18 protein-coding genes are annotated in these 13,620 nt (G+C 52.0%); all 18 read left to right on the top strand.

Going from position 1 to position 13,620, the window contains the following annotated elements; all coding sequences use genetic code 11:
- Positions 1–19 precede the first annotated feature (19 nt).
- Positions 20–730 (top strand): hypothetical protein, encoded by a 711-nt coding sequence (locus METMI_RS0104980; RefSeq protein ID WP_019865152.1) that lies wholly within the window; start codon positions 20–22, stop codon positions 728–730.
- 146 nt (positions 731–876) lie between these two features.
- Positions 877–1,311: a hypothetical protein gene (locus METMI_RS0104975; RefSeq protein ID WP_019865151.1), complete on the top strand. Its 435-nt coding sequence runs from the start codon at positions 877–879 to the stop codon at positions 1,309–1,311.
- Positions 1,311–3,056: a phage terminase large subunit family protein gene (locus METMI_RS0104970; RefSeq protein ID WP_019865150.1), complete on the top strand. Its 1,746-nt coding sequence runs from the start codon at positions 1,311–1,313 to the stop codon at positions 3,054–3,056. Before METMI_RS0104975 ends, METMI_RS0104970 begins: the two co-directional genes overlap by 1 nt.
- A 12-nt stretch (positions 3,057–3,068) precedes the next feature.
- Positions 3,069–3,299 carry a hypothetical protein gene (locus tag METMI_RS0104965; protein ID WP_019865149.1) on the top strand — a complete coding sequence of 77 codons (231 nt, stop codon included), beginning with the start codon at positions 3,069–3,071 and terminating at the stop codon, positions 3,297–3,299.
- A complete protein-coding gene (locus METMI_RS0104960; RefSeq protein ID WP_019865148.1) occupies positions 3,296–3,508 on the top strand; it encodes a hypothetical protein in 213 nt (70 codons plus the stop codon). The genes METMI_RS0104965 and METMI_RS0104960 overlap by 4 nt, the downstream gene beginning before the upstream one ends.
- Before the next feature lie 141 nt (positions 3,509–3,649).
- Complete coding sequence (locus METMI_RS0104955; protein ID WP_232215183.1) at positions 3,650–5,089, top strand: hypothetical protein; 1,440 nt, start codon at positions 3,650–3,652, stop codon at positions 5,087–5,089.
- 26 nt (positions 5,090–5,115) lie between these two features.
- Positions 5,116–5,745, top strand: coding sequence for a lysozyme family protein (locus METMI_RS25275; RefSeq protein WP_019865146.1), 630 nt, complete (start codon positions 5,116–5,118; stop codon positions 5,743–5,745).
- Positions 5,746–5,749: 4 nt separating this feature from the next.
- Positions 5,750–6,019: a hypothetical protein gene (locus METMI_RS0104945; protein ID WP_019865145.1), complete on the top strand. Its 270-nt coding sequence runs from the start codon at positions 5,750–5,752 to the stop codon at positions 6,017–6,019.
- Between the two features lie 66 nt (positions 6,020–6,085).
- On the top strand, positions 6,086–7,492 hold the full coding sequence (locus METMI_RS0104940; RefSeq protein ID WP_019865144.1) for a S49 family peptidase: 1,407 nt from the start codon (positions 6,086–6,088) through the stop codon (positions 7,490–7,492).
- 32 nt (positions 7,493–7,524) lie between these two features.
- Positions 7,525–8,022 carry a hypothetical protein gene (locus METMI_RS0104935; protein ID WP_019865143.1) on the top strand — a complete coding sequence of 166 codons (498 nt, stop codon included), beginning with the start codon at positions 7,525–7,527 and terminating at the stop codon, positions 8,020–8,022.
- A 30-nt stretch (positions 8,023–8,052) separates the two neighbouring features.
- Positions 8,053–9,246, top strand: coding sequence for a hypothetical protein (locus METMI_RS0104930; protein WP_019865142.1), 1,194 nt, complete (start codon positions 8,053–8,055; stop codon positions 9,244–9,246).
- A 71-nt stretch (positions 9,247–9,317) separates the two neighbouring features.
- Positions 9,318–9,590 (top strand): hypothetical protein, encoded by a 273-nt coding sequence (locus METMI_RS0104925; protein WP_019865141.1) that lies wholly within the window; start codon positions 9,318–9,320, stop codon positions 9,588–9,590.
- A 13-nt stretch (positions 9,591–9,603) separates the two neighbouring features.
- The gene (locus METMI_RS0104920; protein WP_019865139.1) at positions 9,604–10,140 is read left to right on the top strand and encodes a phage tail fiber protein; all 537 of its coding nucleotides are present in this window, start codon (positions 9,604–9,606) and stop codon (positions 10,138–10,140) included.
- A gap of 1 nt (position 10,141) precedes the next feature.
- Entirely contained in the window at positions 10,142–10,603 is a 462-nt protein-coding gene (locus METMI_RS0104915; RefSeq protein ID WP_019865138.1) for a hypothetical protein, read from the top strand.
- Position 10,604: 1 nt separating this feature from the next.
- Positions 10,605–11,330 (top strand): hypothetical protein, encoded by a 726-nt coding sequence (locus tag METMI_RS0104910; RefSeq protein ID WP_040572765.1) that lies wholly within the window; start codon positions 10,605–10,607, stop codon positions 11,328–11,330.
- Positions 11,327–11,776 carry a hypothetical protein gene (locus tag METMI_RS0104905; protein WP_019865136.1) on the top strand — a complete coding sequence of 150 codons (450 nt, stop codon included), beginning with the start codon at positions 11,327–11,329 and terminating at the stop codon, positions 11,774–11,776. The genes METMI_RS0104910 and METMI_RS0104905 overlap by 4 nt, the downstream gene beginning before the upstream one ends.
- A 1-nt stretch (position 11,777) precedes the next feature.
- Entirely contained in the window at positions 11,778–12,611 is an 834-nt protein-coding gene (locus METMI_RS0104900) for a hypothetical protein (RefSeq protein WP_019865135.1), read from the top strand.
- Positions 12,612–12,671: 60 nt separating this feature from the next.
- Positions 12,672–13,559, top strand: coding sequence for a hypothetical protein (locus tag METMI_RS0104895; RefSeq protein ID WP_019865134.1), 888 nt, complete (start codon positions 12,672–12,674; stop codon positions 13,557–13,559).
- The last annotated feature ends 61 nt before the right edge of the window (positions 13,560–13,620 follow it).

Genomic DNA, 13,620 nt, shown 5'->3' with positions numbered 1-13,620 from the left:
ACCATAGAGGAACCACCACATGCTAATAAAACCACTGCTTGCCATAACCCTCCTGGTTGCCCTACAAGGCTGCGGAACCACGGCAAAATTTGTCTACCCCGCAGACGTTAAGGACGTAAGGCATATCGGCGACACGTTCCTCCCGCAAAGCAAGGTGGCGGTGACCCCCTTCAAAGAGAAACGCGGGGATGAGAACCAATCCGGCACATATTGGCTTTATCTGATACCGTTGATGCCTTATGGCTATGGCACATACCAGCGCCCTGAGGCCGCCAGGATGTTCAACACCATCTCCGAATTCGAGTTCAATGTCAGCGAAGACCTCGCCAAGGCCTCCGTTTACAGCCTGAAAGAGGCCGGCGTGTTCCAGGATGTGTTCTTCACGTTCGGAGGCGATAAGGACAAGGCGGACTATCTGCTGGAAGGTGAGGTTTTATCCACCGACTACGAGGGAAAGCTATGGACTTATGGACTGTCCGTGCAAGGGCCGCTGTTATGGTTGGTGGGGCTGCCAGTAGGCACGTCGAAAAACGTATTGGATATTGGTTTGAAACTCACAAACCTGCACACTAACGCCGTTGTCTGGCATAAGGAATACAAAAAGGACACCGACATCACGCAAGGACTTTATTACAAAGACGGTTATGACGCCCGTGGATACACATACCTTATGCAGGACATTATGAACGAGGCCGTGGAAGACATCAGGCAAGCCATTTCCCGCAAATAACTGACATTTTGTCGTTTACCCGCCTAACACCTATCCCCACACCCCTTCTCCCGCTACATTAGCCGCTAACGGACCGGCCCAGATGGCCAACAACCTGCACGGATCGCGGGGCACATGGACGTAACAATCACCCAATAGGCACGGATATGGCCTTCGAAGACACCGCGGTAGGGGTCCCGCCAATGGAATTGGCGGAATTTCTGATAAAACGCCGCTCTTACCTGCCAAAAGAAGTCAGGCAATACCTGCAGGACAATTTCTCAGCACCAAGCGACAGCCAAATAGGCAACGGCTCCGATTTTGACCTCCACGAGGAGATCATGAGCCAGATCAAGGCCGCCAAAGCTTTGAGAAGCCAGGCCATACCTGACAACGGCGCCCAAATACCCGACATCCGCGAGGCGAAAGAAGCCTTGACGGCCTCTACGTCTCTGATCAAGACCCTCCAGACGACCCTTGAGAAAATTTACAACCAGGACAGGGTAAGAACCCTCCAACAAGTCCTGGTCGAGACCCTCAAAGAGGTTGACCCGGCAATACAAGCCCGGTTTCTGTCGCTCCTGAAGGAGCGGTTCAAATAATGCACCAGTTATATGAGGAATTTATCGCCCAAGTGGAGGACGCGCTAGACCGCCAGTCTTCCCTTGGGCGTTTGTCTTTTTGGCTGGAGAAGAACACCAGGCTATCAGGCCGCCCATACTCCCTTAAAGGCCACGAGGCGCACCGGGCCATCCTGGACAGCAGGCACAACAATTCGGTCACGATCAAGCCGTCACAGATCGGCCTGACCGAGCTGACGGCGAGGCTGGTGCTAGGGTTTCTGTCAGTGGAGCAGGACGTGGTGGCCATGTACCTTCTGCCTACGGTCGGGGAGTCGCAACGTTTCACCAAATCCCGTGTTGACCCGGTCATCCGAACGTCCCCCTACCTGAAATCCATTCTGGTGGCGGGGTCGGATTCGTCTTCGTTCAAGCAGATTGGCAGTTCCCAGCTGGTCACCGGAGGCACGCACGGCAGGGCTATCATCTCGGTCCCGACTGACTTGCTGGTCATAGACGAACTGGATTTTTGTAACAGCGAAAACGTGGCGACGGCGGAGTCGCGGCTGACCCATAGCCGGTTTGTCGATGAAGAGACCGGGACACGGGGGATCAAACGGAAACTGAGCACGCCGACGGCGGTGGGTATTGGGGTAGATTACCTGTATTCCCAATCTAACCAGTTCAAGCGCCTGGTGAAGTGCAAACACTGCGCGTCCCATTTTTGGCCGCAGTTCTACAAACACGTTGTCGTGCCCGGATGGGACAGGCCGATGGATGAGATGTCATATCTGGATGCGACGTTGCTGGAGTCAAAAGGGCTTTTGGCAGGGGCGCAGTTGCTGTGTGAATATTGTTACAAACCGATCACAAAAGAAAACCTCGGCCCCGACTACCGGGAATGGGTGGCGGAGTTCCCTTCCGTCACCATGCAGGAAGGGTTCCACTTAAGCCCGTTGGATTTCCCTGAGTACCACACGCCGCTGAGTATCATCCATAAGCTGATCTCCTACAAAAACAACCTTAACCACTTCAAAAACTTTGTGCTGGGGCTGGCGCATTCCGACTCGTCTAACTCCATCCTTGACGAGAAAGTTAAGGAAAACATTTCGGTAAGGCCGGTGCCGCCGGACTTGGCCCAGGCTTTAGGAATTACCGGCTGCGTGGCGGGGTTGGACGTGGGCAAGGTTAGCTGGCTGCTGATCGGCAAACGGAACTACAGCACCGGTAAGCTGGACGTGTTGTGGGCTGAACAGATACGGTTGGAAGGGAACGAGGACGATGACCTGAAAGTGAAGGTCACTTTACGCCTGCGCCAATATGGGGTGATCAAGCTGGTGTCGGACGGGATGCCTTACACCCCCTCCATCATGGCGATACAAAGCGCCAGGCCGGAAGGTTGGGTGCTGCCCAATTTCTATACGCTGACCGATAACAGGCTGCCTCTTTATATCGTGGACGAGAAGGAGTGGGTGGTTAAATCGAACCGCACCAAAACCCTTAACCTGTTTGCCAAAAAGGTGAACCATGGGGACATACAGTGGCCGGCGATGGACGAGATGGAGGCGGTCAGGAAGCATTTCCAAGGGATGAAACGGATTGATAGGTTATTGGAAGTGGGTAGTAAGAAAGAGGAAGAATCCAATTGGGTAAAATCAGGGGAAGACCATTATTTCCACGCAGGTAATTACCTGTCGATGGCGGATGATATTTTAGGGGAGGAGTATGTCGGATGGGTGCCGGTGCCGACGATACATCAGATACGGGTCGGCACAGTTTCTCAATAAGAGGCAATTAAAATGCCGGCAACAACTGAAACAGTGGTGGAATATGTGGGGGCTGGCAAGGTGTTTAAGGTTTTGGCGGGTGCCGTGCTTGCTTTGTTCAATGTGTTGGCTAACGCGCTTTTGGTTTGGATTCTGGTCATGTTAGGTTTGTCCCAGATACCGGGGACAGGTATCACCACCAGTGTGCTAATTGGAGGCAAGGTTTTAATCGGGGAGCCGGAAAAGACTTCCGGTAAGCTATGAAATTTACAGAAGGGGTGATGGAGGACGGGGCGGTTATCCTGAACAACGGGGAGCCGATGGCGGTTGAGGAGGTTGTGGCGATGCTGAACCTCTACCGGAAAACGTTGAAAGCCACAGTCGAGGAGTTGGAATCATGGAACCTTTCCCACGGCGACAAGCGGACGGCGAAGGTGATCGTTAAGGGCAAGTCGGCCTTGAGTTACATATAAGGCTTTAACGCCAGGAAAATGTTGATATAATCAACTCACCAAACCCTATGACACGGATGTCAAATGGCTGCCAACAACAAGAGAAGTCCCAAAACTAAACCCCAAGGGTCTGCCCAGGCATCCCCAGCCACGGCGCCGCTTGTGTTGCCCCGGAAGTTGGTTGCCGGTATCCAGACAGTGGATTTGTCCACCAACAGGGGTGTGGATATCCCGTTGCCGGACGCCGCCCCGTTCTACTTCAACACCAGCATCCAATCCATCCGTGCGTCGGCCAACGCGTATGAGGCCATACGCGCCCTGGTCAAAATTTCCCCTGATGTATCCATGGCTGTCGTGTCCTACGTCCGGCTGGCCAATACGGAACTGCGGTTCAAAGTGTTCGATATGGGGCAGCAGCTCTCGGACGACGGGTCAAAACTCCTGCTTAGCATCCTCACCAACCTTACCCATCTAAACGACTACAGCTACGGCTATGACGACCGGCAGCCGTTATCCAGTGTCTCTGAGACCATGCTGAATGAGATCCTGCTGACCGGGGCGTGTGCGATGGAATTGGTATTGGATAAAGTGCGGCTGCCTTTCCGTCTGCAGCCTGTGTCCCCGTCCAAATTGCGCTGGCGGATTAGCCCGGTTGATACCGGCAACGGCACCAACCACAAAATCATCCCGTGGCAGCAACTGCAAGGCGCCACGGTGATACTGGACATCCCCACATTCTTCTCTGCTCGTCTTGACCACGACGTCACGGTCACATATCCTAAACCCCCACTGGAATCCGCCCTGAATGCGGCAGTTTTTAACGCCGAAGTGCTTGAGGACATCCGCCGGGCGGTGCGCCGCTCCGGGCATAGCCGCCTGGTGGTGACCCTTAACACCGAAATGGTGATGAAGGCCATGCCGACGGAGGCGCGGGGGGATTTCAATAAGCAGAAGGAGTGGATGGACTCTGTGCGTAGTGCCTTGGAAACCCAGATAGCAGGGCTTAACCCTGAATCTGGTTTGGTGCTCTGGGACACGGCAGAAGTGGACTACCTAAATTCGCAGATAGGTGCGTCTGGAGATTACGGCCCCTTGATGGACATAGTGGATGGCCAATCTTCCACAGCCTTACATACCCCATTATCTATCCTAGGAAAGCGCACTACCGGCGGATCACAAAGCATCTCCAGTTCCGAGTCGCTACTGTTCTTGAAACATGTGGAAGGGATACGCAAACCTGTTGAGGCCGTATGGGCTAGGGCATTGACACTGGCTTTGAGGTTATATGGGTTCGAAGGATATGTAGAGGCGAAATACGATCCGGTCAACCTACGTCCTGAGGATGAGCTGGAAGCTTTCAAACAGATGAAACAAGCACGGATCCTTGAACTGTTGTCGTTAGGGTTTAAGACCGATCAGGAAGCGGCCCAAGACCTAAACACAGGCCTTCGTGCCCCTGGTGCCCCGCCTTTGTCTGGCACCATGTTCTATGAAAAGGGAAAACAGGCTATGGATCCAAAAGCGGTCGCCAATGGCGGCGACCCCACCAGACGCGCACTAACCGGAGACGCCCCCCAAAAATCCGGCGGGGCTTCGCAATAACACCCACCAAGTCAATGGAGTGACTTATGATCGCAAAAAATATTGAGACGGCCATTATAAACCAGGCCAGGTTGGCCGGGTTTAGGACCAGGTACCTGGTTGGCATCGCTATGCAGGAAAGTTCAGGCAGAATGGATGCCACCCGGTTTGAAAAGGATTACCAGTGGTTATGGGATGTGGCTAAAAACCAACCTTTCAAAGAGGCCGAGCCTAAGCCAACCAAAACCAAGAAAACCACGGCAGTTGCCATGGCAGAATCTTTCGAACCCCTGGAACACATACCACCTTCTGCGGAGTTTGAGGAGGCACTGGAACCTGTAACCGCTAAATTGCCGAGGGGTTTTACTGGAGTTCCAGGAGTTACAACAGATTCGGAGGAGTTTGAAGGACAGAAGACTTCCTGGGGACCTATGCAGGTTATGGGAGCGGTTGCCCGCGAATATGGTTTTCGGGGAGAATTCCAAGATTTATGTGGGGTTCCTGGAATCATCTATGGTGTTAGGCATTTTGTTAACCTCCATAGGCAATTTTCTGCTTCGCACGGCATTGACGGGGTTATATCTGCCTACAATGCCGGCACCCCTACCGACGCCAACGAACACTATGTTGCCAATGTAAAAAAATACGCGGCGGACTATGAAAACTCACGGAGGTAACCCTATGACATTGGACGACGATACGCTATGGGGGTGGGCGGGAACCGTGTTGGTAGTGCTGGGGACTATTGTGCTGGCGGGAATTAAGATGGCACTAAATAAGCTTGAATCCCATGACACCCGTATTGCCGTGTTAGAGCGGGATACGGTACATAAGGAACAACATAACCGCGACATCTCCGAAATCTACACAAAAATAGATAATGGCTTTTCCCACGTAGGACAAAGGTTAGACGGCCTGTTTAACCTGCTGATAGACAAACTACCAAAATAATTTGTATTGTCACCGCAGATGGTTATAATTAATTAACCTTATTGGCAGGATGCCGAAGAGAAAAACATGGAAGCTACGCACTGGCTAGGAAGCCTACAGCAGTACAACGACTACGTCGCCAGGCAAGAGGGCTTAAATGCCGCCTTATTGTCAGGCAGCATCACGTCAGATAGCCTCTCCTCCGACCCCCCTGAGTATTTCACCTTGTTCGGCAATGTTGCCGTCATCGACGTCACTGGTGTATTGACCAATGATGACTCCTGGCGCACTTGGTATTTTGGCGACACGTCGTATAATCAAATCCGCCGCGCACTTTTCGAAGCGTATGCCCACACTGATGCCGCCTCCTGTGTCATAAACTTTGACACAGGAGGCGGCACGCCTAACGGCCTCTCCGACCTTGGCAACCTTATCCGGCAACTGACTTCAATGGGATTCCCTATTGATGGGTACACCGGAGGCCACGCCACGTCCGCAGGCTATTGGGCCATGTCTTCCTGCCGTAACTTATATGCAGGGGAAGTGGCCACTGTCGGAAGCATCGGCGTCATTACGATACACAAAGACTACTCGGAAAACCTCCGCCAAAATGGCGTCAAACCAACGGTTATCCGTTCAGGGGATAAGAAAGCCCTAGGAACCCCTTATGAGAAGCTTAGCGACGAAGCCAAGGCGCAAATCCAAGAGCACTCTGATGTGCTGCACCGGGTGTTCTCAGACCGGGTTGCCCAGTATCGCGGTATATCTTCAGATTTTGTCTGGACAAATTGGGCTAACGGGCAAACGTGGGTAGGGCAACAAGCTAAGGACGCTGGGTTGGTGGACGACGTGACAACCCTGGATGGGTTGATCGCTACGCTGCAATCACAATTAGACAAAAAATCAAATGGTAAGGAAACCACATATATGAGCAAAATACCCAGACCCGCTATGACGGAACAACAGCAAGCCGCCCTTTTGGCAGGGGCGGACCCTGCTGTTGTCCTAGGCACTGAAGCGGCAGCCGCATTGGCTGCCGAAACCGCCGCCGAATCTTCTCTGGAAGACTCCCAAACAGAAAATACGGAGTCTGCCTTGGTTGTCGGCACTATTGGGGAATCAGAGGTCGTCACCTTCTTAAAAGCTGAATTGGCCGCTAAAGACAGCAAGATTCTGGAACTGACTTCGCAGCTGGCTGAAGCCTCTAATGCCGTCGCCAAATTTGAGGCGACCCACCAGCCGATGAAAGACATAATCCACCTCAGCTTACAAAAAATGCAAGTCGCAATGGGCGGCACACCTATCGACATGTCCGAACTGCCCGCCGAAACCCTGTTAGCCCAACACGCTAAAACTACCACCACTTTTATGAGCAAATTCAAAGTGGGCGGAGTGGCGGCGGTAGAGTCCGAGGAAACTGACGAATCGTCTGGCCCCCCAGTTCTCGACCAAGCCCGTCTGCAACAAAACAGCTTCAATAAACGACGTAACTAAACACAAACAACATAAGACATGGAGGTCTTAACATGACAGCTTTCACACGAAAGGTCACCGTACCCAATCCCAACATTATCTCCGATGCACTAGGTTCCGGTTCGGATACTTGGTTGTCAGCGAAGGATGTCGGCAAAGCCGTGAAATTGGGTGCCGCATCACATGTATTGGCGACTGCCGGTGCCGATATTGACGGGTTTGTTAATTCAATTGAACCATACACCGTAAACAATGGCTACGCCTTTGGAGGAATCCTCACGGAAGGCCGCGTGGAGGCCCTTGTCGGCGCCAACCAAGGGGCCACAGCTATGGCTGTCGGTGATTATGTCGTCGCCGATACCCAGTTGGCGCTTGGCACGGCCAGCAGCGCACAGCAATGGGCAAGCCCTCCCGGAACCGCCCCGTCCAACCCCACCGGGCCAAATGCCCAGGTGAAGACTGGCAGCCCGGCCAAAAAGTTTTGGCGGTGTATTGCCATCATTAGCGGCACAGGTGCCGCAGGCAGTTTAGTCATCTTGGAACGCGACTAATTTAAACACTCTCGATAAGGAAATCGAACCATGACACAAAAAGTATTTGTTAGGGACAGAAACGGGCAAGCCCATGACGTCACCCTGAGTGTGGAAATGTACAAGGAAGCTTTTGATAAAGGCCTTACCCTTCCGCAATTTATCAACCAACAATATGACACCGATGCCGAGAAATACGGCCAAGCCTTCCAACAAGTCATGACCTCTGCCGGCCTGGCACTACACCGTGACGATGCCCGTGGTTTGCCTGCCTCACGTATGGTGGATGTATTGGAAGGCGCCCCTATGATGGGCATCGTCCGTCCTGACGGCAGCCAGGCTCTGACTGTGGCAGGACGCCTGTTGTTCCCTGCCGTCATCCTGCAGTGGATCGAGTCCGAACTGATGTCAGATTGGGCAACCTACGAAGGGGTCTACAACCGTATGGTTGCATTGACCTCATCTGCGGACAGCCCGCGTGTAGATCAGCCGATCATCAACTTGACTGCGCCCCGTGATTCCTTGGCACAACCTATTGCCCAAGGTGCACCACCCACGGCGATGGTGTCCATCTCCATCTCCGACAAGTCATACCGTATCCCTACGAAATCTATTGGTTTCGAGATCAGTGATGAAGCGTCCAAAGTCACCACCATTGATATGGTGGGAATGACTTTGCAACAACAAATCATTGGCCAACGTATAGGCCTGATTAACCAATACCTGTCCGCTATGATCAATGGCGACACCGACATGGGTATTGGCACGTTGACTGGGGAGGCCGTGACTGTTTATGACAGCTCGATTGCTGCCGCAGGCACTATGACCAATAAAGCCTGGGTCAAGTGGCTCCGTAAAGATTGGACAAAACTGACCATTGACTGGGTCATTTGCGACATTGATACCTATCTGGCCATCGAAAACCGCACTGGCCGTCCGGTGATTGTCGGCGACGCAGGCAATGACATCCGTTTGACCTCAATCCCAACAGCTGCTAACCCTGGTATCCCTAATGCCGTCAACTTCTTCATCGTTGACACGGCGTTGGTCGGGGCCAACACCTTGATTGGTATCGACAGCCGTAAGGCCATCCACAAGATGATCTATGTCGGTGGAGCCTATTCGGCGGTCGAGCAATATGTCATGCGCCGTACTACGGCGATGCGTTTCGACTTTGCCGAAATGTCCACCCGCCTGATGCAAAACGACGACGGCTGGAAAAAACTGACTTTAACCACTTCCTAGTAACCATCTCCTGGAAGAATCCACTTTAAGGTGCCTTAATTGGCACCTCTTTTTAGATTGAGGACATTATTATGGCATTAGCGAAGAGAGATACGGATGCGCCACCCACTACAGACACACAACAATCTGTAGATATCCTGGATCCCTCACTCCAAGATCAGGTTGACTTACCTCCAAAAGCCTTGAAGAGTTCCACATTCATCCGTGTGGACGGCCCGTATGCGCTGTCTGAGCCACGTACAGGGCAACGCTTTAACCCCGGCCAAATCACCGAAGTGTCGGAGATCACTGAATGGATCCAATGCAATATCGACGCAGGTGTGATAACCCACCTAGAACCTTAAAACAAGGATAGTTATGAAAACTCAAATCAAACTCATCTGCCGAGTATTATTCTCGGTTGCCTTACTTGCCTGTGCTGTCATCCCCATTAGCTCGCCGGCAGCTGGCTTGTCCAATTACTTTAACAATAAGGTGTTGGATTATGTATACCGAGGGCAGACCTTCACAGCCCCTACGGTCGCATGTGTGGCACTCACCACATCCACCCCAACCGCCGCAAGCACTGGGGCAACCATTTCCGAAGCGTCTTATACCGGATACGCACGAGGGCAGCTAAACCCGTCAGCCAGTAACTGGTCAGGTACTGGTGGTGAAACCTCCGGTGCAAGTACGGGAACCACAGGCACCGTGAAAAACAACGTGGCCATTACAATAGGCTCCGCCCCCAGTTCCGGCCCCACTACAGTCACCAGCTTCGCCATTCTGGATTCATGTACGGTAGGTGCTGGTAATGTCCTTGCCTTTGCTGCCTTGACGGCAAATAAGACAATAAACTCCGGGGACTCCGCCCCTGTGTTTGCCATCAATGCCCTGACAGTGCATCTTCAATAACATGGATATCATTTACACCACAGCAGCCCGTATTCTAGGGGTGGCAGGTCTGTCATCGGAAGACGTCTCCGATACTTTCTTGGCCGACCTTGAATTGAACCGGGTGTTGTCCGTCGAACTGTTTACATGGTTACCCAACCACGCAGACATTTATCTGCAGGATACAGAATCGACAACCGCCCAACTTCGTAACAATTCTGATTGCTTGGTGCTGTGGTGTAGTTATTACGGGGCAGCTAGGGTGCTGGATGCCGCCCTGATCGTAAAATCCAGAGAGACGGACGGTAAAAATGCTTTCGAGCGTTTTAGCTCCACGGACCTGATGAAATTGGCGGACGCCGCACGTAAACAGGCCGGAGTATACCGGCAGGCGTTGTTGACGGCTTTGGATACAGAATCGGCTCCCACCCCGATGGCGGTATTGTCTGCTGTTGCGCCTTCATACGACCCGGTGACCGGGTAATATGGGTATCAAACACGCCGCCAACCGTTTCCTGAGGACTCCAGTCAACGCATTGGCCAGTAGCTTACTTGTTTCTAACCTAACGGCGGGAGATATGCTTGGTGACAGCACCGTTGTAGGTGACCTCACCAGTTCCAGTGATCTATTTGGACACGTATCTGGGGAAAGTTCAATAACTGGCACCAGCTGGGTAGAAATAACCAAAGGTGCACTGCTTGCCAATGACCGCACCCTCTCCGGTTCCGATGTGTCTGGGAAATTACGCACACTATTGACTGACCCAGCCAAACCAATCCCTGACTCCGTATCTGTGATCAAATTCGATGATGACATATATCTGGTCGGATCTTCAAATACAGACCGCTCCGAAAATCCTTACAGCATATCGACACTGGTTCGCCGGGCATACTTCACTTGCTCCATTATTGGCTTGTCTTTTGGGTTCGCTGCTTCCGGGGTGAAAATAAACCCCACCCGCGAAGTGAAAGCCACCACCTATTGTGATAAAGAGCCTGCCGCCGTGGATAGTTCAGGAGAAGTCCCGGCTACCGAGTTCGTAGATGAAATCATTATCATGCCCAAAGGCGTGTCTATCGACACATCCTATGAGTTGCATATCCAAGATAACACCAGTGATTTGATTTATGACATTCAAGAAGTCTGGCAATATTTCGGTATGACCTATTGCCGGGGTATTTGTAGACGGACAGCGATAAACCCACTATGACAACTACATTCGATGTCGCGGTTAAATCGACGATTGACAAGGTGCTATCAGATTTGGCAATGGCCAGCGGTTGGATATTCTTTGACCTCGACGGGGCATACCTGACCCCCGATATTGGGGAATCCAAAGCCCCGGCCATTGTGGTCAGTTTCCCAGGGATAACCCCAAACCCACGGGATCCTTATTACGCTGTGGTGTTTGAGGCGGGTGCCCGTACGTCCGATGACCCTGCCCAGTATATTGCTAAAACTATTCTAGGCACAATTTCAGAAGTGTTGGACATCCATAAAGGGATTCCCGTTTATGATTACAGCGGCGCCGTGGCTGGGGATGTAAAATTAGGGGAGTTGATTCCAATTTCCCGTATTCCCACTCCGTCCCGTTTTGACCAAATATCTGGCCTCAACATGTATCAGCTGGTGGCCTTGTGCCAGAGGTTTGTCTGATATGGCAAAGGTCACGTTCACACAAGGCCGGCGCCAGTTCCAACAGAACAACCTGCTATCTGCTAGTGCTAAACAATCCCTGTCGCAAAAGGTAAAGCAGTCTATTAAAGCGTATGGCATTGATGAATCTAGGTTGGATAAACTAGCCAAAGAGAAGCGAACCGAGGTGGTGAATACGGCGATAGGTTTCTTTTCGGCAGCTGTCAATGGCGCAGTGGAATTGGTGAATAACAGTACGGTTCCAGCCCAATACCAAGAACCCCCTTTGGTACCTGGCCGTAAGGCGTTTGCCAGGAAACATAAAGTCCAAGCACGGGGGGCTTATAACAGGGGCACAGTCTCAGTTTCCGTGGTGCATAAGATATCCGTTTTAAGTAAATCGACTAAAGGCTCCAGCAACGTATTGATTAGTTTTCCGGTGACATGGAAAAAGCTGACAAAGCGTTATTTTATGAGGTTACCTAGGTCAGCAAGATTTTTTAAAAAGCGTACCGAAAACAAATCTGCCCGTCTTGCCTTTAATTCCGTGGCTGCTTCCTGGCAACGCCGTCTGAGGTCCACAGCATCCTACCAAAAAGGCAAGATGACCTGGAAACATGACGGGTATGACCTGGTCACCACCTTTACGATAAACTACCCGTCACTAGGGCAATTTGACTTCATCCGGGTGGCGTTTTTACATGGTCTGAAGCGTACATCAACCTTCCCAAACGGAAGGCCGGACAACACTGGCGCCAATGGCATCGTTTACGCCGAACATTTCCGCCCGTTAGTCCGCCCGTATGCGGTGGAAGTGGGTCGGCAATTTAAAAGAGCACTTGAAAAGCTAGACTAATAGCCTTAAGCTATCAATGTTAAAAGGATTTATTAACAACCAATACCCATGGAGGGGAATATGGCCATAGGCTCACCTAAAACCGCGAAAGCGTTCATCGGCACTTGTGAAGTCAGGGTTGGTACCTTGGCGCAGGCCGGTCTCTTAACTTCAGACCACTCAGTCGGCTATGTCGATAACGTCAAATTGGATATCCAATCAGACACTGCCGACCTTAAGGCGGGTTTCGCCCCTGTCCTATTCGACTCCGCCGTAACCAGCACCGTCACCGGCTTTACCGGGACCCTTCAAGAGTCCAGCCGCCGCAACTTAAATTTATTGATGTCAAACGGCGTCGCCGATTATGACGCCCTATCCACGGATGTGGGTGGCACAGTGGCCAACACTTCCCTAACTATTGGGGATAACACAGGCCTCCACCTCGTCGGCCCTTCCGGTTTCACTTTGGCTGCCGGGGATATGATTGTCATGTACCAAGTGGACGACCCTAGCCGCATGTGTATCTGCTCAGTTGACACATTCACCGCGCCGGTGTCACCTGCTGTGTATGCTGTGATTGATGTCTCTGCAGACACCCCGTTCGTCGGCCCGGCCAGCGGCAGTGTCGCCTTCGCGGCTGGTTCCACCGTAAAATGGTACAAGGCGAAAGTCACTTCCGGCGGCCATGATGTCTATGTGCCCTCTTACTACTCCATGCAGTTGATCCAACTTAACCGCCCCACAGGCCGTCCAGTGGTGTTCAATTTCTGGAAAAACTTCATTGTGCCTTCTCTGTCACTTACTTTGGGCGCTAGTGACTGGTCCAAGTTTGATATGCAGGTTAAATCTTTGCGTCCGTATGATTTGGATTATACTGACGCAGCCAGCGCGTTGTATCACGTTCGTGACCGTATCGCCTCGCGGCCAATCTTCGAAGTGTTGGACATCCCTGACGCCGTATCCGTATAACCCCACCCACCCACATAAGAAAAGGCCTCTTCGGAGGCCTTTTTTATTGTCTGGTGATATA

The organism is Methylovulum miyakonense HT12 (assembly GCF_000384075.1).
Lineage (GTDB): Bacteria > Pseudomonadota > Gammaproteobacteria > Methylococcales > Methylomonadaceae > Methylovulum > Methylovulum miyakonense.
This window is presented reverse-complemented; position numbering and strand designations above follow the sequence as displayed.

What these genes read in the sequence shown, in the direction of transcription:
- METMI_RS0104980 (WP_019865152.1), top strand. Translation starts at nt 20, where the DNA reads ATGCTAATAAAACCACTGCTTGCCATAACCCTCCTGGTTGCCCTACAA.
- METMI_RS0104975 (WP_019865151.1), top strand. Translation starts at nt 877, where the DNA reads ATGGCCTTCGAAGACACCGCGGTAGGGGTCCCGCCAATGGAATTGGCG.
- METMI_RS0104970 (WP_019865150.1), top strand. Translation starts at nt 1,311, where the DNA reads ATGCACCAGTTATATGAGGAATTTATCGCCCAAGTGGAGGACGCGCTA.
- METMI_RS0104965 (WP_019865149.1), top strand. Translation starts at nt 3,069, where the DNA reads ATGCCGGCAACAACTGAAACAGTGGTGGAATATGTGGGGGCTGGCAAG.
- METMI_RS0104960 (WP_019865148.1), top strand. Translation starts at nt 3,296, where the DNA reads ATGAAATTTACAGAAGGGGTGATGGAGGACGGGGCGGTTATCCTGAAC.
- METMI_RS25275 (WP_019865146.1), top strand. Translation starts at nt 5,116, where the DNA reads ATGATCGCAAAAAATATTGAGACGGCCATTATAAACCAGGCCAGGTTG.
- METMI_RS0104945 (WP_019865145.1), top strand. Translation starts at nt 5,750, where the DNA reads ATGACATTGGACGACGATACGCTATGGGGGTGGGCGGGAACCGTGTTG.
- METMI_RS0104940 (WP_019865144.1), top strand. Translation starts at nt 6,086, where the DNA reads ATGGAAGCTACGCACTGGCTAGGAAGCCTACAGCAGTACAACGACTAC.
- METMI_RS0104935 (WP_019865143.1), top strand. Translation starts at nt 7,525, where the DNA reads ATGACAGCTTTCACACGAAAGGTCACCGTACCCAATCCCAACATTATC.
- METMI_RS0104930 (WP_019865142.1), top strand. Translation starts at nt 8,053, where the DNA reads ATGACACAAAAAGTATTTGTTAGGGACAGAAACGGGCAAGCCCATGAC.
- METMI_RS0104925 (WP_019865141.1), top strand. Translation starts at nt 9,318, where the DNA reads ATGGCATTAGCGAAGAGAGATACGGATGCGCCACCCACTACAGACACA.
- METMI_RS0104920 (WP_019865139.1), top strand. Translation starts at nt 9,604, where the DNA reads ATGAAAACTCAAATCAAACTCATCTGCCGAGTATTATTCTCGGTTGCC.
- METMI_RS0104915 (WP_019865138.1), top strand. Translation starts at nt 10,142, where the DNA reads ATGGATATCATTTACACCACAGCAGCCCGTATTCTAGGGGTGGCAGGT.
- METMI_RS0104910 (WP_040572765.1), top strand. Translation starts at nt 10,605, where the DNA reads ATGGGTATCAAACACGCCGCCAACCGTTTCCTGAGGACTCCAGTCAAC.
- METMI_RS0104905 (WP_019865136.1), top strand. Translation starts at nt 11,327, where the DNA reads ATGACAACTACATTCGATGTCGCGGTTAAATCGACGATTGACAAGGTG.
- METMI_RS0104900 (WP_019865135.1), top strand. Translation starts at nt 11,778, where the DNA reads ATGGCAAAGGTCACGTTCACACAAGGCCGGCGCCAGTTCCAACAGAAC.
- METMI_RS0104895 (WP_019865134.1), top strand. Translation starts at nt 12,672, where the DNA reads ATGGCCATAGGCTCACCTAAAACCGCGAAAGCGTTCATCGGCACTTGT.